General features: G+C 52.8%; 17 protein-coding genes and 1 pseudogene. 13 read left to right on the forward strand and 5 right to left on the reverse strand.

Translation table 11 applies throughout. The annotated features are described in order from the left end of the window. On the forward strand, window positions 1-981 hold the full coding sequence (locus G4C92_RS09660; RefSeq protein ID WP_274939657.1) for an L-lactate dehydrogenase: 981 nt from the start codon (window positions 1-3) through the stop codon (window positions 979-981). A gap of 215 nt (window positions 982-1,196) precedes the next feature. Here G4C92_RS09660 and G4C92_RS09665 read toward each other — a convergent pair whose 3' ends face one another. Continuing rightward, window positions 1,197-2,144 carry a GTP-binding protein gene (locus tag G4C92_RS09665; protein WP_274939658.1) on the reverse strand — a complete coding sequence of 316 codons (948 nt, stop codon included), beginning with the start codon at window positions 2,142-2,144 and terminating at the stop codon, window positions 1,197-1,199. Next, window positions 2,141-2,419 carry a hypothetical protein gene (locus tag G4C92_RS09670; RefSeq protein WP_274939659.1) on the reverse strand — a complete coding sequence of 93 codons (279 nt, stop codon included), beginning with the start codon at window positions 2,417-2,419 and terminating at the stop codon, window positions 2,141-2,143. The genes G4C92_RS09665 and G4C92_RS09670 overlap by 4 nt, the downstream gene beginning before the upstream one ends. Before the next feature lie 419 nt (window positions 2,420-2,838). Here G4C92_RS09670 and G4C92_RS09675 point away from each other — a divergent pair, with 419 nt between their 5' ends. Continuing rightward, window positions 2,839-3,246, forward strand: a complete 408-nt coding sequence (locus tag G4C92_RS09675; protein ID WP_274939660.1) for an HTH domain-containing protein — start codon at window positions 2,839-2,841, stop codon at window positions 3,244-3,246. Next, window positions 3,219-4,190, forward strand: a complete 972-nt coding sequence (locus tag G4C92_RS09680; protein WP_274939661.1) for an IS3 family transposase — start codon at window positions 3,219-3,221, stop codon at window positions 4,188-4,190. The genes G4C92_RS09675 and G4C92_RS09680 overlap by 28 nt, the downstream gene beginning before the upstream one ends. Before the next feature lie 597 nt (window positions 4,191-4,787). On the opposite strand, the gene G4C92_RS09685 is transcribed toward G4C92_RS09680, so the two are convergent. The 3 genes from G4C92_RS09685 to G4C92_RS09695 form a co-directional block, all read right to left on the reverse strand. After that, complete coding sequence (locus G4C92_RS09685; RefSeq protein ID WP_009322360.1) at window positions 4,788-5,576, reverse strand: histidinol-phosphatase HisJ family protein; 789 nt, start codon at window positions 5,574-5,576, stop codon at window positions 4,788-4,790. Window positions 5,577-5,647: 71 nt separating this feature from the next. Then, entirely contained in the window at window positions 5,648-6,781 is a 1,134-nt protein-coding gene (gene rlmN, locus G4C92_RS09690) for a 23S rRNA (adenine(2503)-C(2))-methyltransferase RlmN (protein WP_274939662.1), read from the reverse strand. Window positions 6,782-6,827: 46 nt separating this feature from the next. Beyond that, entirely contained in the window at window positions 6,828-7,100 is a 273-nt protein-coding gene (locus G4C92_RS09695; RefSeq protein WP_274939663.1) for a helix-turn-helix transcriptional regulator, read from the reverse strand. Window positions 7,101-7,736: 636 nt separating this feature from the next. Here G4C92_RS09695 and G4C92_RS09700 point away from each other — a divergent pair. The 10 genes and pseudogenes from G4C92_RS09700 to G4C92_RS09745 all read left to right on the forward strand — a co-directional run bounded on the left by G4C92_RS09700 (window position 7,737) and on the right by G4C92_RS09745 (window position 21,331). Then, a pseudogene (locus tag G4C92_RS09700) lies at window positions 7,737-9,018 on the forward strand (IS30 family transposase). A 298-nt stretch (window positions 9,019-9,316) separates the two neighbouring features. Continuing rightward, window positions 9,317-9,724 (forward strand): HTH domain-containing protein, encoded by a 408-nt coding sequence (locus G4C92_RS09705; protein ID WP_274939660.1) that lies wholly within the window; start codon window positions 9,317-9,319, stop codon window positions 9,722-9,724. Further along, window positions 9,697-10,668: an IS3 family transposase gene (locus tag G4C92_RS09710; RefSeq protein ID WP_274939661.1), complete on the forward strand. Its 972-nt coding sequence runs from the start codon at window positions 9,697-9,699 to the stop codon at window positions 10,666-10,668. Before G4C92_RS09705 ends, G4C92_RS09710 begins: the two co-directional genes overlap by 28 nt. Window positions 10,669-11,061: 393 nt before the next feature. Then, complete coding sequence (locus tag G4C92_RS09715) at window positions 11,062-12,447, forward strand: integrase core domain-containing protein (RefSeq protein ID WP_274941991.1); 1,386 nt, start codon at window positions 11,062-11,064, stop codon at window positions 12,445-12,447. A 494-nt stretch (window positions 12,448-12,941) separates the two neighbouring features. Then, complete coding sequence (locus tag G4C92_RS09720; RefSeq protein ID WP_274939665.1) at window positions 12,942-14,615, forward strand: ABC transporter substrate-binding protein; 1,674 nt, start codon at window positions 12,942-12,944, stop codon at window positions 14,613-14,615. 425 nt (window positions 14,616-15,040) lie between these two features. Then, window positions 15,041-16,189 carry a substrate-binding domain-containing protein gene (locus G4C92_RS09725; protein WP_274939666.1) on the forward strand — a complete coding sequence of 383 codons (1,149 nt, stop codon included), beginning with the start codon at window positions 15,041-15,043 and terminating at the stop codon, window positions 16,187-16,189. Window positions 16,190-16,297: 108 nt separating this feature from the next. Continuing rightward, window positions 16,298-17,848 carry an ATP-binding cassette domain-containing protein gene (locus tag G4C92_RS09730; protein ID WP_274939667.1) on the forward strand — a complete coding sequence of 517 codons (1,551 nt, stop codon included), beginning with the start codon at window positions 16,298-16,300 and terminating at the stop codon, window positions 17,846-17,848. Then, on the forward strand, window positions 17,845-18,999 hold the full coding sequence (locus tag G4C92_RS09735; protein WP_274939668.1) for a sugar ABC transporter permease: 1,155 nt from the start codon (window positions 17,845-17,847) through the stop codon (window positions 18,997-18,999). Before G4C92_RS09730 ends, G4C92_RS09735 begins: the two co-directional genes overlap by 4 nt. Window positions 19,000-19,146: 147 nt before the next feature. Further along, window positions 19,147-20,631, forward strand: a complete 1,485-nt coding sequence (locus G4C92_RS09740) for an L-fucose/L-arabinose isomerase family protein (protein ID WP_274939669.1) — start codon at window positions 19,147-19,149, stop codon at window positions 20,629-20,631. Between the two features lie 61 nt (window positions 20,632-20,692). Further along, complete coding sequence (locus G4C92_RS09745) at window positions 20,693-21,331, forward strand: DUF4867 family protein (RefSeq protein WP_274939670.1); 639 nt, start codon at window positions 20,693-20,695, stop codon at window positions 21,329-21,331. Window positions 21,332-21,359 lie beyond the last annotated feature (28 nt).

Here is a 21,359-nt window from a genome sequence, read left to right on the forward strand (position 1 = left end):
ATGAGCGAAGAGCAGAAGAGAGTGGTGCTGGTCGGCTGCGGTATGGTGGGCATGAGCTATGCCTACGCGATGCTGAATCAGAATACCTGCGATGAGCTGGCGCTGATTGACTATGTGCAGGAGAAGGCGGAGGGCGAGGCGATGGACCTCAATCATTCGCTTGCCTTCTCCAACGGGCACATGAAGATCTGGCACGGCGACTACAGCGACTGCCGGGATGCGGACATCGTGACGATCTGCGCTGGCGTCGCCCAGAAGCCGGGTCAGTCGAGACGCGATCTGCTGGCGACCAACACGAAGGTTTTCCAGTCCATCGTCGAGCCGGTGCTCGAGTCCGGGTTCAGCGGCGTGTTCCTGATCGCGACGAACCCGGTGGACATCATGACCGAGATCGTACGCCGGCTGGCGACGAATTATCTGACGGCCCACGGCGGAAGCCCCATCGACCCGAACCGCGTGGTCGGCTCCGGCACGACGCTGGACAGCGCGCGGCTCCGCTATATGCTGGGCGATTTCCTCGACGTCGACCCGCGGAACATCCATGCCTATGTGATCGGCGAGCACGGGGACTCCGAGTTTGTGCCTTGGAGCCAGGCCAATGTGGCGACCAAGCCGGTGCTGGAGTACTGCGACGAATCAAACGGAAAGTATCCGATCGACCGCTTCGAGGACATCGAGACGGAGGTGAGGACGGCCGCGTACAAGATCATCAAGGCAAAGCGGGCGACTTACTACGGGATCGGCATGTCGCTGGCCCGGCTGTCGAAGGCGATTCTGGGCAACGAGGATTCCGTTCACACCGTATCCACGTGGCTGACGGGCCAGTACGGAGAGTCGGGGCTGTATGTGGGGAATCCGTCCATCATCGGCGCGGACGGTGTCGTCCGCACGCTGCCGCTTACGCTGACGGATCAGGAGCTGGCGAAGTTCCACGCTTCCTGCGAGGTGCTCCGCGGCATGATCGGCGAGCTGACGTGCTGAACGGGAACAGGACAGGATAAACAGAATCGGAAGAGGGCGGAGCCGGCCGGACAGCCGGCCCCGCCCTCTTTTCAGACGGGACCGCGATCACGGCCGCGGCTTTTGAATCCGGAGGAATCCTCTGATCGGGAAAGGCAGTCCGGGCCGCTTCCGGGTCACGGGCGGAACTCCTGCGGCCGCACGGAACGGCTCGGGGCGAAGTGCCGCCCCCCGGGTTACGGGCGGAACGGACGCAGGTGAGATTCGATCCGCGTCCTGTCCAGACTCTCGCCGATGATGATCAGCACCTGCTGGCCGGCTGCGGACGGGGAAGTCCGGATCTCCCGCGGGGTCGCGTTGAGCTCGGTCCAGCTCCCGTCGGTTCCCTTCGTGAAGCCCTTGATCCGCAGGACCGTTCCGCAGAGCGGATCGGAGAAGAGGGAGGAGGCGAGCGGCGCGAGGTCGGAGGGAAGGAGTGTCAGATTCATGCAGTAGACGGAGGAAAAGTCATTGTCCTTCGCTGTCTGAAGCCGGAGATGCTCCGTCATGCGGCAGCCCGCTCTCCGGAAGGCCTCGAAATCGTCGTCGGTGAACGTACGCCAGTCCTTCGCGACGACATCTTTGCCGAGTTCGAAATGCCGGCCGCACTGAAATTCATCGCAGACGCGGTTCAGACAGTCGACGGTTCCGCGGATCTCTTCGTCCGAGGCGTCCTGCGTCCGGCTGAGGATGACCGCGCCGGCGTCGGCGATCTGAGAGACGAGCAGATACCGGGTCTCTTTTGAGAGAGGGGCGCTGAGGCGCGCGTCGACGATGGCGAGCACGCTGCCCGGCTGAAACCATCTCTCAAGCGGATCGTCGTGCAGCACATCAAAGAATTCGTCCGCGTCGTAGATACCGGACGGCTCCACGACCACATGGCCGACGCCGGTCATGCCGTAGGTGATCAGCTTGGCCTTGAAGCGCCGCCGGTGGCATTCCGGGTCCTCCGCGATGATCATTTCCGTGTCCGCATCGGACCCGAAGGCGTTTTCGAGCAGCAGCATATCGACGTTCACCGCACCGTAGTCATTCTCGATGAAACCGGGACGAATGCCCTGACGGATCAGGTATTTCCCGTAGGCGGTGATGAAGGTGGTTTTGCCGGATCCGAGGAACCCGGTGATCAGATCAACCGGTCTCATCTCTCCTCACGCTCCTTTCCGGAGACTTCGATGGACGTGATCCGCGGACGCCGTTCTTCCATCCGCCCGGCGAGACGGATCACGGCACGTCCGTCATCCGTGCGGTAAGTCTCCTGCGCGCCGCCTCCGTCCGCAGCGCGCAGCATGTGCGCGAAATCCCGGAGGATACCGGGCACAACGGCATTTCCGATCTGAACGCCTCTTCCGAAGCCGCAGATTTCGATCAGTTTTCCGCGCAGAATGCGGTCCGCGTCCTCAATGGATACTGGTATCATGTCTTCACTCCCTGTCTGTACTGCGTAGTGTAATGTATAACCTCTGTATAACTGTGTATAACCCTTGATTTTGGAGGATTTGCAAATAAAAAGAGCAATACCCCCTACTTTTGTGTATAATGTCAATCGCCAAACCAACATTAGAAAGAGGTGATATTGCTCATGGACATTATACAATATTTGGTTGCGGTCGTGAATGACCTTTATCGCCAGAACTGCTGGCTAAACTGTACCCTGTAGAATGGACACCGATATTTTTGGGCCTCCCCATTTTATGGACAGTATTTTTAGGGTGAAACCCCATTCGGTGGACACTACTATAACGGTTTTTATGGTAAGCTGTATCCAATCGTCAAGGTAACAGAAAGGATTGGATTACAGTGAAAAAAACTCATAAGAATCCACTTACCCCTGAGCAGGTGATCCAACTGCTAAAGAACCGCTACGTGAAGAGTGCCACACAGAATTCTGTCCGTTTTACAGAAGAGTTCAAACGATACTTTTACCAGAAGCATACGTCCGGCATGACTGTACGGAGCATCTTCCTTGAATGCGGTATCGACCCTGATGTTCTCGGAGAAAGCAGGATCAGCGGTTTCTGCCACACGGTTAATGTACAGGCAAAGCGTGATACAGGTTTTTCCGATAACCGGCAGAACAATTATCGGCGGCCTCCGAAATCGGAAGATGAAACTGTCGAAAGCCGGATCAAACAGCTGGAGCATGAACTTGCCTATACACGACAGGAGGTTGAATTCTTAAAAAAACTGCAAATGGCAGATATGGAGGCGCGGAGACAATGGGAATCCAGGCACCAGCCGAAGTAAAATTTGCGCTCATATATGAAGCCATTCAGCAGGATAATAATGTCCTTAGCATATCCTTCATGTGCGAAATTGCCGGAGTTTCACGATCAGGTTTCTATGCCTGGATGAAAGCGGCCCCGGCCAGACAAAAGCGCGAATCCCGTGATCAGGCTGACTTTGTCCTGATCCTGGAGGCATATCGTTTCCGCGGTTACAAAAAAGGTGCCAAAAGCATCTACATGCGTCTGTTGCATCAGGGGATCATCATGAATATCAAGAAGATCCGGAGACTGATGAAAAAATACAGCTTGGCCTGCCCGATTCGTAAAGCCAACCCCTACAGGCGTATGGCAAAGGCTCTTGCAACAAGTAATGTTGCTCCGAATATAGTAAATCGTGACTTCAGGAAAGAACCTCGGAAGGTTCTTCTGACAGACATCACTTACCTGTTCTTTGCAACCGGGAAGTGTTACCTGTCTACGATCCTGGACGCGTTTACGCATGAAGTGCTGGCTTATCGCGTAAGCCTCAGCCTCAAGGTGGATTTTGTTCTCGAAACAGTTGATCAGCTCAGAGAAAAGCAGGGGAGTACCCTGGACAACACAACCATAGTGCATTCAGATCAAGGCTGCCATTATACCAGCTATGCATTTATTCAGAAGCTGAAGGATTCCGAGTTCGTGCAGTCTATGTCCCGGCGTGGTAACTGCTGGGATAACGCACCTCAGGAAAGCTTTTTCGGACATATGAAGGACGAGATCAGAGAACTGATTTCTGACTGCGAGTCCTTCGAGGCCGTCCTGCCTGTCCTGGATGACTGGATGGATTACTATAATAATGATCGGTACCAGTGGGACCTTCTTAAATTGTCACCGAAGGAATACTACACGTACCTGGAAACCGGAAAATATCCTCTTCCCTGCAAAGTGCCTGGAAGCGATGGTACACAAATATCAGGGAATTGATACCAGCCTCTCCAATAGTTTTCTGCAGAACGGGGAAACTGATATCCCTCCAGGATTGTACCCGGCTCAAACGCCGCCGCCCTTCCCCGCCCGGCTTCCGGGGCAAAGCCCCGGAACAAAAGCAAGTCAAGTATAACCACAATGGTATACCGCCAGCTTCTCCAAGGTGGGTTTATCGCTTTGGTTTCCAAGAGGCAATGCATGCCTTCCTGCGGAAGCAATAAAAAAGGCAGTACATGTGCACTGCCTCTCGCAAACCCGATATGGCGCTCGTGTCGCTCCCCAGCGTTGCACTATCCTCCATATCGGTAAAGCAGTTACACATTAACACAGGTGGCGTCATCTGACACCCCTAAAAATCAAAGTTGTCCTTGACAAGGGGTACACTTCAAACTACCCTACCATCAATCAACACGACAACAGCAGGATCATGGTAGTTTAACCCGTATTACACGGGTTAATTCCCAATAATATTTCTCTTTTTCTTTTAGTTTCGTCTGCTTTCATTATCGATGATTCCTCTTTTACATTGAATTTAATGCTTTTCAGGCTTAAGCAAACACCCATATTCGGATGTGCTTATTGAAGCCTAGCACATCAATCCATTAACACCGGGATAAACTTCCTTTCCCTAAAATAGCCTATTTGAATTCTATTAGGCAAACGCGGTACAACATCTCTAAAATGACCGGACAACCTATCTGAACTGTGAGCATCAGAACCAATAACAATTTTATTGCCACCAAGCTGAACATATCTGTTTATAACAGAGTATGATGGCATTGGTTCATCGCATGAATCATTAAGAGAAGAAGTATTTACTTCCAACAAAATATTCTTATCAATCATTGTTGAAAGAATCATATCCAGTACATCGTCGTCAATAACCCATTTGTCAAAAAATAATTTAGGGAAATCCAAGTGGGCCAGCACTTGAAAGCCCCCGAGCTCGACTGTTTTTTGCATTATTTGATAGTACTCATATATTGCTTTTGATACAGACAAATTTCCCGCTCCTGGAAAGACTGAATTATAGCAGTGATGTATCCCGGCCGTTATACAGTCGAAAGGATATGAACTATATAAGGCAAACTCTTCTGGAAACAAGCTAGGTTCCGAAAACTCAATTCCACTTAGCAAAGTTAACGAACCGTATTTTTTTCGCAAGCGGTTTATTTCACGGAAATAATCATCAACAACAAAGTTCTGTTTTCTGTTATCCTTAACAATTGAAAGATTCTTTTCCGCTGAATTAAAATCCACATGTTCAGTAAAACAAATAACTCTTGTACCCGTTTTGCCGGCAATCAGACAATAATCCTCCATCGTAGACATTCCATCAATTGAGAATTTTGAATGGACATGCATATCAACAAATTCATTCATAATCGAGCCTCCATTTGTGAAGTTCATGCAGATCAGTGAACGCAAATACTATATCACACTCCGACATGCTCTTATTTATGCGATGAACCCTTTTTTCCATTCTTGCTTTTATTGTTTACATAACGTCTCTTACTTGGCTTCAATCTACTCGAAGATCCAGCATTGTTCGACGAACCTGTATCCAATTCCGAAGCTCCTTTTTTCTTGGGTGCACTCATATTGCGGTTATTTAATCTACTTACCAATTGACCACATGCAGCTTTTATATTGCCACCTCGGGATTCTCTGATTTTCACAGTAAGTCCCACCTTATTTAACTTATCACGAAATGCAACGAGTTCCTGTTTGTTTGGTCTTCGAACTGCTTTACAATCCGTTTCATTGTATTGTAAAAGATTAATCAATACATTTTTGTCACGAAACCATCTTCCCAACTGTTTTACATCATTCGCACGATCATTTACACCCGGTATAAGCAAATATGCTATAGTAACGCTACGATTATGTCTTTCTGAATATGAGAGTACTGATTGAACTACTTCATTTATATCATACCCTTTCATATGCGGCATGATATAGTCCCTTACATGCTGATTCGTGGCATGCAGGGATAACGTAAGTTGGATTTTTAAATGTTCTTCTCTCAACTTCTTCATCTGAGGGAGCGGTCCCGTTGTTGATATTGTTATACCATCTGTTGGAAAATCAAGTCCTTTGCGGTCTCTTAATATATGAATGGACTTTATCACGTTATCATAATTGAACAGAGGTTCTCCCATGCCCATGAATACAATCCTATTTACTCTACCATTTATTAGTATTACTTGTTGAACTATTTCAGATGGTGTTAGATTTCTGACAAATCCATTTTCACCAGAGGCGCAAAAGATGCACCCAACAGGGCAACCTATCATGGTGCTCACGCATACAGTAGTACCAGTTTTTCTTTTAATGCTTACCGTTTCAATGCAATAGCCATCTGACAATTCAAAAGCATATTTCTGAGTATCCGGACCACGAAAGATTTCTTTGATAGTTATCGTTTTATACTTGTTACTACTTTGGGGACCGGAGTATAATTCGCGATAAAACTTATCCGCCTCAACTTCTCCCAATACACCAACCATTTCAGAATATGTGTATCCATATGGATCCTTATATATATCCGTGGCTTGAACAGAAGCATTCTTAACCATATTCAACATATGACCTCCAATAAAAAATCACGCTAAGATTCGTTGCAAAAGGCAATCACATTTCCTTTGCAATACCCTCCTGAAAAACTTCCATGGAATCCAACATTTTCAGAGTTCGTTCATCACTACTAAAAACTGCAAACAATGCTAAAAAAACAGTCCAATTCAATTTTTTCTTACCATTTTCAATTGCATTATAAGTTTGCCTTGAAATGCCTATCTTTTCAGAGATATCAGCTTGGGAAGCTCCTATCCTTGCACGCAGCACAGGCAACTCTGTTACCATTGTATTGATCAGTTCCATTCTCTTACTATTGTTAAACTCCACTTCTAATCCCCTTTCTAAAGAATAATTTGCTCCTTTTACTTAAGTTTGTTTAATTATCGTTCAGCAAAAGACCGCAAATATTATCTTGAATGACAACAAATTTATTATAGCGCATGTCATCTATGCTGTCAATATGTCACCCTCAGCGACTTTAAATCGAGATTTATAAAAGTAAATGCAACTATCATAACTGGTAATAGCGTTTACCTTCGCACAAGTTGCATTTACCCTTTCACACTATGCAGTCATCCGGTTTTGAAGTATGCCATTTGGGTTTTAACCATGCGCCCAAAGCGCATGGAAGGTTCTCTGGAGGAGGCCGGGGGGTGGGGCAGAGCCCCACGACATCTTTGACTTTCCTCAGAATTAGCCTGCTCATAGAGCAGCCGGACCTGATTAAGATCAATTTGAACGTCGCGTGAGTTTGAGCGGGGTGGGAACCCTTGCTCATGACTTATGGGATATGTGGAGGAGGCGGGCGAAAACTCACGTGACGTTTCTTGACTCAGGGTTTCTCTGTTAGTTTCTTGTTCTGGTTTAAATTCTGTCGGCTGAACGTGGTATGGTCATATCTCCTTCTGACAGCAGTGGAAGGAATTAGATATGAGTTCATTGATCCCTGGTAATTAGAAACATCTGAACAGTGATGACAGACAGTTCATCGAAATGTCCCTGGATCAGGAAATGTCTTTCAAAGAAATCGCGAAATATCTTTGTAAGGATCCGTCCACGATCTCTCGGGAAGTTAGAAAGCACCGGATGCACGACTGGTACCATAAGGGAACCTTCTACAACAGCAAAAATTTCTGCATCCATAGATACCACTGCAACAAGACCAACGCGTGTGGCAATATCAGGATCTGCGGGGTCAAATGTCGTTCCTGCCCCACATGCAACCAGCATTGCAGGGATTTCGTACTGGAACGCTGTGACCGCCTGCTGAAGGCACCTTATGTATGCAACGGCTGTAAGAAAAAGATCAACCATTGTACGGTCGCCAACAAATACAGGTATAATGCGGCCTTTGCAGACCGTAAGTACAGGGAAACCCTGGCCGATTCCCGCTCCGGTATCAACACTACGGAAAGCGGTCTCCGGAAAATGGATAAGATCATCACTCCCCTTATTTTCCAGGGGCAGTCCCCTTATCAGATCGTCACCAATCATCCTGAGCTGGGCATTTCTGTGCGGACTATGTACACCTATCTCGATAACGGACTCTTTACTGCAAGAAATATCAATCTTAAGCGAAAAGTGAAGTTTAAGCCGAGAAAATGCCACAGCACACAGATCACTGACAGGAGTGTTTTTTTCGGCCGGACTTATGATGATTTCAAAGAGATCAGTCCTGACAACTGGGTCGAGATGGATACAGTCCATTCCTCAAGAGAGTCCAAAAAGACCCTCCTGACCTTTTATTTCAGACAGGAAAAACTGTTCCTTGCATTTCTGATGAACCGCAATACAAAAGGCGCTGTACGTCTTGTGTTCGACAGACTTGAGAAGCGGCTTGGCCTGCATTCTTTTCTCGCTGTCTTCGGGCTGATACTGACCGACAGGGGCGGAGAATTTGGAGACCCGGATTCTCTGGAGACCGGCATTGACGGTGTCATGCGTACCACTATCTATTACTGTGATCCCATGCGCAGCAGCCAGAAAGGCGGTGTGGAGAATGTCCACACTCTTCTCAGAATGGTCCTTCCGAAGAAGACGTCTTTTGAATATCTTACCCAGTGGGATGTTAACCTCATCGTCAATCACATAAACTCCACTCCGCGGCAGATCCTCGGTGGCAGGACTCCGTATGAGATGGCGGCAGCGTCGCTGGGAGAAGATGTCCTGAAAGCACTTCAGCTTAGGCCGATTCCCCCCTGATGAAGTGAACATGACACCTAAGCTGATAAAGTATAACCGTTAACCTCTCTCAAAAAATCTGCTGTCAGACTGGATGCAACTTTCACATTTTTCAATGCGGCCGGTAGCATTTAGTCCAGCACTCTAAATGTCCAGCGGTCTTTTTTAAACTGTACCCTGTAGAATGGACACCGATATTTTTGGGCCTCCCCATTTTATGGACAGTATTTTTAGGGTGAAACCCCATTCGGTGGACACTACTATAACGGTTTTTATGGTAAGCTGTATCCAATCGTCAAGGTAACAGAAAGGATTGGATTACAGTGAAAAAAACTCATAAGAATCCACTTACCCCTGAGCAGGTGATCCAACTGCTAAAGAACCGCTACGTGAAGAGTGCCACACAGAATTCTGTCCGTTTTACAGAAGAGTTCAAACGATACTTTTACCAGAAGCATACGTCCGGCATGACTGTACGGAGCATCTTCCTTGAATGCGGTATCGACCCTGATGTTCTCGGAGAAAGCAGGATCAGCGGTTTCTGCCACACGGTTAATGTACAGGCAAAGCGTGATACAGGTTTTTCCGATAACCGGCAGAACAATTATCGGCGGCCTCCGAAATCGGAAGATGAAACTGTCGAAAGCCGGATCAAACAGCTGGAGCATGAACTTGCCTATACACGACAGGAGGTTGAATTCTTAAAAAAACTGCAAATGGCAGATATGGAGGCGCGGAGACAATGGGAATCCAGGCACCAGCCGAAGTAAAATTTGCGCTCATATATGAAGCCATTCAGCAGGATAATAATGTCCTTAGCATATCCTTCATGTGCGAAATTGCCGGAGTTTCACGATCAGGTTTCTATGCCTGGATGAAAGCGGCCCCGGCCAGACAAAAGCGCGAATCCCGTGATCAGGCTGACTTTGTCCTGATCCTGGAGGCATATCGTTTCCGCGGTTACAAAAAAGGTGCCAAAAGCATCTACATGCGTCTGTTGCATCAGGGGATCATCATGAATATCAAGAAGATCCGGAGACTGATGAAAAAATACAGCTTGGCCTGCCCGATTCGTAAAGCCAACCCCTACAGGCGTATGGCAAAGGCTCTTGCAACAAGTAATGTTGCTCCGAATATAGTAAATCGTGACTTCAGGAAAGAACCTCGGAAGGTTCTTCTGACAGACATCACTTACCTGTTCTTTGCAACCGGGAAGTGTTACCTGTCTACGATCCTGGACGCGTTTACGCATGAAGTGCTGGCTTATCGCGTAAGCCTCAGCCTCAAGGTGGATTTTGTTCTCGAAACAGTTGATCAGCTCAGAGAAAAGCAGGGGAGTACCCTGGACAACACAACCATAGTGCATTCAGATCAAGGCTGCCATTATACCAGCTATGCATTTATTCAGAAGCTGAAGGATTCCGAGTTCGTGCAGTCTATGTCCCGGCGTGGTAACTGCTGGGATAACGCACCTCAGGAAAGCTTTTTCGGACATATGAAGGACGAGATCAGAGAACTGATTTCTGACTGCGAGTCCTTCGAGGCCGTCCTGCCTGTCCTGGATGACTGGATGGATTACTATAATAATGATCGGTACCAGTGGGACCTTCTTAAATTGTCACCGAAGGAATACTACACGTACCTGGAAACCGGAAAATATCCTCTTCCCTGCAAAGTGCCTGGAAGCGATGGTACACAAATATCAGGGAATTGATACCAGCCTCTCCAATAGTTTTCTGCAGAACGGGGAAACTGATATCCCTCCAGGATTGTACCCGGCTCAAACGCCGCCGCCCTTCCCCGCCCGGCTTCCGGGGCAAAGCCCCGGAACAAAAGCAAGTCAAGTATAACCACAATGGTATACCGCCAGCTTCTCCAAGGTGGGTTTATCGCTTTGGTTTCCAAGAGGCAATGCATGCCTTCCTGCGGAAGCAATAAAAAAGGCAGTACATGTGCACTGCCTCTCGCAAACCCGATATGGCGCTCGTGTCGCTCCCCAGCGTTGCACTATCCTCCATATCGGTAAAGCAGTTACACATTAACACAGGTGGCGTCATCTGACACCCCTAAAAATCAAAGTTGTCCTTGACAAGGGGTACACTTCAGGCTGATTTCTTTTATCTGCAAATATATTCCCCTTAAACAGTGGGCTTTCGATGACGCCACTTCCCCAAAATACGAGAAATTCAAAACGGATAAGCTGCCTGTCATTATTCCCGTTGAGAAAAAAGACTGGAAGCATCTCCGGATGGAATACAAGCGAAGCCACAACGGCCGTGACCTGCCTCCAGTCAGGCGCCGGAAGGATTGTGATCTTCCTTCTGGCCTTCGCTGTCCCTGCTGCAACGCCCCCGTCGACTACATTTACCGCAATAACGGTTCCAAAGGACAATGCCTTTGTAAGGCCTGCGGGAAGATGTTTTCTCCCGGGACCAGACGCTTTAACAAAAAATTCGAGCTCCATTGCCCCTTCTGCGGCCATTCCCTTGTGCCCGTAAAGAGCCGTAAGCATTTCACCATCTGGAAGTGCGTGAATCGGAACTGTTCATACTACAAGAACAGCCTGAAGCATGTGGATCCCGACTCACCGAACGGCAAGAGTGACTACAAACTCCACTATCTTTACCGCGAGTTCACCATGGACTTCTTCCAGATGAAACTGGACGATGGTTCTGGAAAAGTAGCTGCTATGCGTTTCCGCAAGTTTGACCAGAACATCATGGGCTTATGTCTGACGCTCCATGTCAACCTCCAGCTTTCCCTGAGAAAAACATCACAGGCCCTCATGGATCTCTATGGCTTCCGGGTCAGCCACCAGCAGGTTGCCAACTACTGTAAGATTGCCGCCAGATGTGTAAAGCCCTTCGTTGACCATTACGACTACCATCCCGGCTCCGCTTTTGTGGCGGATGAGACTTACATCAAGGTCCGCGGCATTAAATCTTACATCTGGTTCATCATGGATGCGGTAAGCCGCTCCATCATCGGCTACCGGGTATCCGCCAGCCGCAGTGTCGGGCCATGTATCATGGCCATGCGGATGGCCTTCCGGCATCTGGGGAATGTTCTTCCCGAAGGCTTTAAATTCATTGCTGATGGATACAGCGCCTACCCTCTGGCCGCCCAGCAGTTCCTCTACAAGTTCGGCGAAAAGATGAAATTCGAGATTACCCAGGTCATCGGACTAACCAACAGCGATGCCGTCACAACGGAGTACCGCCCGTACAAACAGCTGATCGAGCGGCTCAACCGCACGTACAAGGCGTCCTACCGTCACACCAACGGCTTCGATGGATTGGAAGGCGCCAACTATAATCTGGCGCTCTGGGTTGCCTACTACAACTTTCTGCGTCCTCACAGGCACAACCGCTTCCAGGTGCTCAACAAAGATCCTGACATTGAACTCGCCGGCAGCATGCCAGGCAAATGGCAGATCATGATATACCTCGGCCAGAAGGCCATCCTGGAACAGCAAAAAGCTGCGCAGGCATAAGTCTGTTCATAGATTCTGAACCAGAGGCAGACGCCCAGGCACCCCGAAGGGGCCTGCCCTTGACGGCATGCCGCAGCTGCGTTACGCTGGGATGCCCGCGACGGGAGAAGCCTGTCTGTTCATGAGTTCCTCACCGTCGGCACAGCCACTCCAACGCAGCTCCGGCATGCTGTCAAGGGTGCCGTCTATCTGAAAAAGGTTTATTATTTGCAGTTTTCAAGGTTCCACGGGAGCCTTTATTTTTGGCTCCGCTTTTTCATAGGTTATTTGACACTACCCTGTACTGCGTATGCGGCGATGCCGCTGACCGGATCACAGGGCGGAGAAAGACCGCGCCGTGTGACCCGTGACAAGAGTGTATCACAGGGAAAGATGAATGTCACACGGCGTGACCGGATACTTGACCTGGGCGGCGGATATCCGATATAACAAAGACCTGAGGAATGCACAGTTCAGCCGTCCGGTGCTGGGGACGGCGGAAAGGATGATTCAGAATGAAACAATGTGGAAGAGCGGCCGTCTGGCTGCTCTGCGGCATACTGGCCGCTTCGCCGGTCAGCGTGCCGGCAGCCCTTGCGGCTCCGGGGAGAACGGAGAAGACGGGAGCGGATTCGGGCGCGTCATGGGCGGAGACGACGATCACGGACCCGCCCGTGCTGGCGGATGGCACATACAGGCCATCCGGCTTCCGCTTCGAGGGCGGAACCGGAAAGCTGACGATTGCCTGCGATTCCTTCACGGTGGAGAAGGGTGAGGCAAAGGCGGAGGTCGTCTTCTCCAGCCGCTATATCAGCTATGTGAAGGAGGACGGCACGAAGTATCAGCCCGTAAGGCAGGACGGCAGCGGCACGGCGTTTCTGATCCCGATTCAGGTCAACGCGGATACGGCGATCACAGCCTGCACGACCGCGATGTCCGCGCCCCATGAAATTGAGTACACGCTGCATCTGAGCTACGGTCAGGACACCGGGAGCGGGGCGGAATCCGCGCTGTCCGGGACGGAGAGCGGCGGGAGCGCGGAGCCGGCGCTCTCCTCACCGGAGAAGGCGGAGGACGGCACCGCCTCTTCGGACCGGAACACCTCCTCCGCGGAGAGCGTATCCGGAGAGGGGCAGCCGCCGCAGCTCAGCGGTCTTGCTTTTGAGAAGAAGACGTCGTTCTCCTACGCGACGGGCATCGATATCTATTACTACCAGGGCGGATACAAGTTCTATGACGTGCATGACAGCGCGCAGTATCTTCAGATCCCGGAGGGCGGCCAGGTGCCTTCCGGTCTGGATGACAGCGTGCAGATCCTGCCGGCCGCGCCGTCCCATGTCTATCTCGCCGCGTCCGCCGCGATGGCGCTGATCAACGCCATCGGCGGGCTGGACGATGTCGCCTTCTCCGGGCTGAAGGCGGATGGCTGGTATGTGGACGCCGCGAAAAAGGCGATGGAAGAAGGGCGTATCGCCTATGCGGGCAATTACAGCAAGCCGGATTACGAGCAGCTGGTGAACGGAGGCTGTGATCTCGCGGTCGAGTCGACGATGATCCTGCATACGCCCAAGGTGAAGGAGATGCTCGAGAAGCTGGGCATCCCCGTCTTTGTGGACAGGTCGAGCTATGAATCCGACCCGCTGGGCCGCCCGGAATGGGTGAAGGTCTACGGCGCGCTGCTGGGATGCGAGAAGCAGGCGGATGCATTTTTCAAAACACAGACGGACGCGATCCGGTCTATGGGAAAGGTCAGCGATACCGGGAAGACGGCTGCTTTCTTCTACGTCGATTCCAACGGGGCGGTCGTCGTCCGCAGACCGGGGGATACGGTGCCGAAGATGATCGCGATGGCCGGCGGACACTATGCGCTGGACGGGGTCGGCTCTCTTAAGGGCTCGAAGCTTTCCTCGGTCCCGATGACGATGGAGGAATTTTACGCCGCGGCGGCGGACGCCGATTATCTGATTTACAACGCGTCCATCGAGCAGCCGCTTCACAGCCTTGACGACCTTTACCAGAAGAACAGTCTCTTCCGGAAGTTCAAGGCATGCCAAAACGGCAATGTCTGGTGCGCCGACCGCTACCTCTATCAGGCGACCGACATCACGGCGCAGCTGATTACCGATTTCCATGAGATGCTGACGGAGGGTGATGAGAGCAGGATGACGTTTCTGACAAAAGTGAAGTGAACCGATTTCAGGAGGCGGAACCGTCCCCTGTGCGCTGATGCGCGTCCGGGTCCTGTGAAGGCAGGCCGGGCTCGTTTTTTTGCGCAAAGCGGCCGTCTTCCGGCCGTCAGGGGAATGCAGCCGGAAGCGGCTTTCTTCTGCCTGTCAGCGGAATGTACCCGGGGAAAGCTGTATCGTTGTGATAATACACAATAAATAAGACTTGCAATGAGAGACATTTGACAAAATAAACACATGTAATTGACATAGTATGAAAAACAGTTTATATTCTGAGTTATATAAAAGATGTTTACGAAAGTAAGCTGCGTACGGCATAAGCTCGGGAAAATAAAGAAAAACAAAGATCCGGAGGCGGTAAAAAGGGTCAGAGAGAGTGGAGACACTCTTTTAAATCATCATTCATCTCACAAAAGGAGGATGACAAAATGAGATCGAGAAAGCTTTTGGCAATGGCGCTCTGCGGAGTGATGGCAGCTTCTGTCGCGGCTCCGGCGTTCGCGGATTCGTCGGTGGCGGAGGCGGCGGCAGACCGCGGCGGCCAGACGATCGGCATCGCGATGCCGACCCAGTCCCTGGAGCGGTGGAACCGGGACGGTTCCTTCCTTGACAAGCAGTTCCAGGCGGCGGGCTACAAGACGGAGCTGAAATTCTCCAACAACGATATCAAGACTCAGGTTTCCGATATCGAGAACATGATCGCCGACAAGGTCGACCTTCTGGTGGTGGCAGCCATCGACGGAGAGTCGCTTTCGACGGTTCTGGCGGACGCCAAGGACGCCGGCATTCCGGTGATCGCCTATGACCGTCTGATCATGAACACCGACGCGATCAGCTATTATGTCTCCTTCGATAACTACACGGTCGGCACGCTGCAGGGAAAATTCGTCGCGGATCAGCTGGATCTGGAGAACCAGGACGGACCGTTCAACATCGAGTTTACGGCCGGTGATCCGGCGGACAACAACGCGACCTATTTCTTCAACGGCGCGATGGATACGCTGAAGCCGTACATCGATGCCGGCAAGCTGGTGGTTCCGTCCGGCCAGACCAAATTCGATCAGGTCGCCACGGCCCAGTGGGATACGCAGACCGCGATGGAGCGCTTCCAGAACATTCTCGCTTCCTACTACGCGGACGGCACGAAGCTCGACGTGGCGCTTTGCTCCAATGACTCCACGGCCCTCGGCGTCGCGCAGGCCATCGATTCCGACTATGCCGGCGACAACACGGTGCTCGTGACCGGTCAGGACGGCGACGAGGCGAACCTCGCCAATATCGTGGACGGCAAGCAGACGATGACGGTCTACAAGGCAGTGGCCAACGAAGCGGTGGTCACGCTGGATCTGGCCGAGGCGATTCTCTCCGGTGAGAAGCCGGACGACAAGCTGATCTCCGATTCCAAGTGGTCCTTCGACTGCACCTATGATACGGAAACGTATGACAACGGCACGGGCGTAATCCCGTCCTACCTGCTGGTTCCGGTTGTCGTCACGAAGGACAACATGGTCAAGGAACTGGTTGACACAGGCTACTACACACAGGATTCTGACGGATATCTGCATCCGGTCGGCTGATCCGGTTCCTGTCAGGACTTACCCGGATGGGCGGGGCACTCGCTTGCCCCGCCCATTTTCAGGCTGAAACGGGGAGGCGGAGGGCCCGTCTCCACAGGGGGTGTTATTTTGCCAGACTATATATTGGAGATGAAGAACATCACAAAGCTTTACCCCGGAGTCAAGGCTTTGGATAACGTGAATCTGCAGGTGGAGAGGGGCGAAATTCACGCGCTGGTCGGCGAAAACGGCGCGGGCAAATCGACGCTGATGAACGTGCTCTCCGGCACGATCCCTCACGGGGAATACACCGGACAGATCATTTACGACGGGAAAGAATGCGTGTTCAGCAATATTCACGATTCGGAAAAGCTCGGCATCGTCATCATTCATCAGGAACTGGCTCTGATTCCGGAGCTGACGATCGCCGAGAACATGTTCCTCGGGAACGAGCGGGCCGGCCGTTTCGGCCGGATCGACTGGGGCGAGACGTTCCGGCAGGCGCAGGAGCAGATGAACCGGGTCGGTCTGAAGGAGAAGTCCTCGGTTCTGATCAAGGATATCGGAACCGGAAAACAGCAGCTGGTGGAGATCGCCAAGGCACTGTCGAAGAATGTGAAGCTGCTGATTCTCGACGAGCCCACCTCCTCCCTCAACGAGGAGGACTCGAAGATGCTGCTGGATATGCTGCTGGGATTTAAGAAGGAGGGACTGACCTCCATCATCATCACGCATAAGCTGAACGAGGTCGCCTACTGCGCGGACCGGATCACCGTTCTCCGCGACGGCGCGACCATCGAGACGATGGACAACCCGGAGCACAACATCGACGAGGAGCGGATCATCCGGGGAATGGTCGGACGGGAGCTGACGAACCGCTTCCCCGCAAGGGAGCATAACGTAAGCGATGAGGTGATCTTCGAGGCGAGGGACTGGACGGTTTACCATCCGGTCTACACGGAGAAGTGCGTGGACAGCCACATCAGCTTCAAGGTGCACCGCGGCGAGATCGTCGGCTTTTCCGGACTGCAGGGAGCGGGACGGACCGAGCTGGCGATGTCGCTGTTCGGGAAAAGCTACGGAAGCCGGATCTCCGGCCAGGAGCTGATCAACGGCAAGGAGGTCCATCTGAAGAACGAGCATGACGCCATTGAGCACGGACTCGCCTACGCCACTGAGGACAGGAAGGTCAACGGGCTGGTGCTTGAGGACTCCATCGCGTGGAACACGACGATGGCGAAGCTCTCCAGGGTCAGTCACAGAGGGATTCTTGACGTCGCCGCCGAGAACCGGGCGGCGCAGGAATATGTGAAGGCGATGGACACGAAGACGCCGAGTATACACCAGCAGGCCGGACATCTCTCCGGCGGGAACCAGCAGAAGGTCCTGCTGTCCAAGTGGATGTTCGCGGAGCCGGACGTCCTGATTCTCGATGAGCCGACGCGCGGCATCGATGTGGGCGCGAAGTACGAGATCTACTGCATCATGAACAGGATGGTTGCCGAGGGCAAGGCTGTCGTCATGATTTCATCGGAGCTCCCCGAGCTGCTCGGGATGTGCGACCGGATCTACGTGATGAACGAGGGACGGATGGCGGCTGAATTTACAGCGGAGGAAGCGACGCAGGAGAAGATCATGAGTGCGATCCTGAACGCCGGCAGGAAGGAGAAAATGGCATGAAAGTATCAACCTTTATCAAAAAATATACGATGATCCTCGCGCTGGTCGTGGTGTTCATCTTCTTCTCGTTCCTGACGGGCGGGCGGCTGACCTACGCGCAGAACATCTCGAATCTGCTTCTTCAGAACGCGTACGTCCTCGTGATGGCCTGCGGTATGCTCCTCTGCATCCTGACCGGCGGCAACGTCGACCTCTCCGTCGGCTCGACGCTGTGTCTCTCGGCGGCCCTGTCCGCCAAGCTGATGCAGGGAGGCGCGAGCGCGGCCGCCGCCATTATCGCCTCATTGGCAGTGGGTGCTCTGATCGGCATCTGGCAGGGCTATCTGGTCGGCTATGTCCATATCCCGCCGTTCATCTGCACGCTGGCGGGCATGTTCCTCTGGAGAGGCGTGGCCCGGGTCATTCTTGACTCGAAGACCATCAGCATCCAGAACAAGGCGTTTCTGAACCTGTTCACATCCTACATCCAGCTGCCCGGCGAGAAGAAGCAGAACTATATGTCGGCGCTGATTGTCGGCATCATCGTCGCGGTGCTGGTGACGTTCTTCGCGCTTCGCGGCAGAGCGCGCCAGAAGAAAAACGGAACGGCGTCCGGATCGTTCGCGGGTCTTGTTGTCCGGCTGGTCCTGATCGACGTGCTGATCGTGGTCTACAGCAACAAGCTCCGCCAGTACAAGGGCATCCCGATCATGCTGATCTGGATTCTGGCGGTGGTCTTCATCTTCGCCTTCCTGACGAGCTCAACGGTATTCGGCCGCTACTTCTATGCCGTGGGCGGCAACGAGAAGGCGACGAAGCTCTCCGGCATCGATCCGCGCCGGGTGTATTTCTGGGCCTATTTTCTGATGAGCTGTCTCGCCGGCCTCTCCGGCCTTCTGATGGGCGCCCGCATCGGCTCGGTCGACGGACAGATGGGCAACTCATTTGAGATGGACGCCATCGCCTCCTGCTTTATCGGAGGCGCGTCCGCCTACGGCGGTTCGGGAACGGTTCCAGGAATTATGGTCGGCGCGATTCTGCTCGGCGTCATCAATCAGGGCATGTCGATCTACGGTCTCTCGGATTCCTGGCAGTACGTGGTCAAGGGCGCGGTGCTTCTTGCTGCCGTCGTGTTTGACGTCGTGTCGAATCACAAGACCGGAAAGTCATGACCGGAACGCGCGAAACGCACCGCGATCAGGGAAATCAGGACTTGCGTCCGACGCGCCGCAGCGATTGACAAGGACGGTCAATGCGTTTATATTTCAAGTTATATAAAACATATTTATAAAAGTAATGCGTTCCTAGGAGAGAATCAGATGAATAATGCACCGGAAATCAAAATCGGCATCGTCGGCGTGAGCCGCGACTGCTTCCCGGCTTCTCTTACGAAGACGAGAAGAGAGGCGCTCGTGAAGGCCTATGCGGAAAAGTATGACGCGAAGGATATCTACGAGTGTCCGATCACCATCATCGAGAGCGAGATCGACATGGTCAACGCGCTGGCCGACATCAAGGCTCATGACTGCAACGCGCTCTGCGTCTACCTCGGCAACTTCGGGCCGGAGATCTCCGAGACGCTGCTTGCGAAGCACTTCGACGGACCGAAGATGTTCTGCGCGGCGGCGGAGGAGAACATCGCCGTCCTTTCGAGCGACCGCGGCGACGCCTACTGCGGCATGCTGAACGCGAGCTACAACCTGCAGCTCCGCAACGTGAAGGCGTATATTCCGGAGAACCCGGTGGGCGACGCGGAGGAGTGCGCGGACATGATCCACGACTTCCTTCCGGTGGCGAGGGCGGTCTATGCACTTCAGAATCTGAAGATCATTTCCTTCGGTCCGCGCCCGCAGAATTTCCTCGCGTGCAATGCGCCGATCAAGCAGCTTTACAATCTGGGCGTAGAGATCGAGGAGAACTCCGAGCTCGATCTGTATGAGTCCTTCCTGCACCATGAGGGCGACAAGCGGATCCCGGATGTGGTGAAGGATATGGAGGAGGATCTCGGATGCGGCAACAAGAAGCCGGAGATCCTGCCGCGGCTGGCCCAGTATGAGCTGACGCTGAAGGACTGGATCGAGGCGCACAAGGGCTATCGAAAGTACGTCGCGCTGACGACGAAGTGCTGGCCCGCTTTCCAGACGATGTTCAAATTCGTTCCCTGCTACGTCAACAGCCGTCTGACGGGCCAGGGCATCCCGGTCTCCTGCGAGGTCGATATCTACGGGACACTGTCCGAGTTCATCGGCGAGGTCGTCTCGGGCGACGCCGTCACGCTCCTCGACATCAACAACACCGTGCCGAAGGAGATCTTCGAGCAGGACATCAGAGGAAAATTCGATTACAAGCTGACGGATACGTTCATGGGCTTCCACTGCGGCAATACCTGCACGTCCAAGCTGAAGTTCCATGAGATGAAGTATCAGAAGATTATGGCGAGAAGCCTTCCGATCGAAGTGACCAACGGCACGCTGGAAGGCGACATCGTGCCGGGCGATGTGACGTTCTACCGCCTGCAGTCGACCGCGGACGGAAAGATCCGCGCATACATCGCCGAGGGCGAGGTGCTTCCGGTGGCGACCCGGAGCTTCGGTTCCATCGGAATCTTCGCGATCCCGGAGATGGGCCGCTTCTACCGCCATGTGCTGATTGAGAAGGGCTTCCCGCATCACGGCGCCGTGGCGTTCGGAAAGCAGGCGAAGTATCTCTTTGAGGTCTTCAAGTATATCGGTGTTCCGGTTGACGAGATCGGCTACAACCAGCCGGCCGGCGTCCGGTATCCGGATGAGAATCCCTGGGCGTAAGAGATGGATCTGACAAGGATCTGCGCCGGGAAACCGGAGCGGGAGAGGAGATGAACTGATCATGAAGATACTGAGCGTGTATGATCCGGAATTTGCGGACTACGGCCGGGTCGTCGACGGATGGGATACGAAGCCCTTCGTCGATGCGCTGAACCGGTATACGCCGCTTCCCGAAAACGGCACAGGCTATGTGCCGGAGGAGCCGGCGCTGCAGAATCTGGATGCGTCGAAGGAGCTGGCACCGACGCTGTTCGGCGGGCTCCCGGTGCAGTTCGGCTGGTGTAATGGACACAATACAAAGCTGAACTGTCTGGAATATCACAGAAACAGCGAGTTTAACCTCCCGACGGAGGACATCGTCCTGATCCTTGCGAAGGAAAGTCAGGTGAAGGACGGGAGACTGGATACCTCGCTCTGCCGCGCGTTCCGCGTGCCGGCCGGCGTGCTGGTGGAGGTCTATGGAACCTCGCTGCATTACGCTCCCTGCCACACGGATTCGGCGAAGGGCTTCCGCGTGCTGATCGCGCTCCCGAAGGGGACGAACGACGGCAAGGCGGAACCGTCCGGCCGTTCCGCGGAGGACCGGATGCTGTTCGCGACGAACAAATGGCTGATCGCCCATCCGGACGCCCCGGAGGCTTCTCAGGGCGCCTGGGTCGGGCTGACCGGCGTCAATCCGGACATCGCGGCGGATCTCTGATCCGGCGGAACGAAAGCAATCAGGCAAA

This window comes from Chordicoccus furentiruminis (assembly GCF_019355395.1).
Lineage (GTDB): Bacteria > Bacillota > Clostridia > Lachnospirales > Lachnospiraceae > Chordicoccus > Chordicoccus furentiruminis.

Excerpts from the sequence above, each read along its gene's own strand:
- G4C92_RS09720 (WP_274939665.1), top strand. The coding sequence starts at position 12,942 with ATGAAACAATGTGGAAGAGCGGCCGTCTGGCTGCTCTGCGGCATACTG.
- rlmN (WP_274939662.1), bottom strand. The coding sequence starts at position 6,781 with ATGTTGAATATGGTTAAGAATGCTTCTGTTCAAGCCACGGATATATAT.
- G4C92_RS09710 (WP_274939661.1), top strand. The coding sequence starts at position 9,697 with ATGGGAATCCAGGCACCAGCCGAAGTAAAATTTGCGCTCATATATGAA.
- G4C92_RS09685 (WP_009322360.1), bottom strand. The coding sequence starts at position 5,576 with ATGAATGAATTTGTTGATATGCATGTCCATTCAAAATTCTCAATTGAT.
- G4C92_RS09660 (WP_274939657.1), top strand. The coding sequence starts at position 1 with ATGAGCGAAGAGCAGAAGAGAGTGGTGCTGGTCGGCTGCGGTATGGTG.
- G4C92_RS09725 (WP_274939666.1), top strand. The coding sequence starts at position 15,041 with ATGAGATCGAGAAAGCTTTTGGCAATGGCGCTCTGCGGAGTGATGGCA.
- G4C92_RS09670 (WP_274939659.1), bottom strand. The coding sequence starts at position 2,419 with ATGATACCAGTATCCATTGAGGACGCGGACCGCATTCTGCGCGGAAAA.
- G4C92_RS09735 (WP_274939668.1), top strand. The coding sequence starts at position 17,845 with ATGAAAGTATCAACCTTTATCAAAAAATATACGATGATCCTCGCGCTG.
- G4C92_RS09665 (WP_274939658.1), bottom strand. The coding sequence starts at position 2,144 with ATGAGACCGGTTGATCTGATCACCGGGTTCCTCGGATCCGGCAAAACC.
- G4C92_RS09740 (WP_274939669.1), top strand. The coding sequence starts at position 19,147 with ATGAATAATGCACCGGAAATCAAAATCGGCATCGTCGGCGTGAGCCGC.
- G4C92_RS09745 (WP_274939670.1), top strand. The coding sequence starts at position 20,693 with ATGAAGATACTGAGCGTGTATGATCCGGAATTTGCGGACTACGGCCGG.
- G4C92_RS09680 (WP_274939661.1), top strand. The coding sequence starts at position 3,219 with ATGGGAATCCAGGCACCAGCCGAAGTAAAATTTGCGCTCATATATGAA.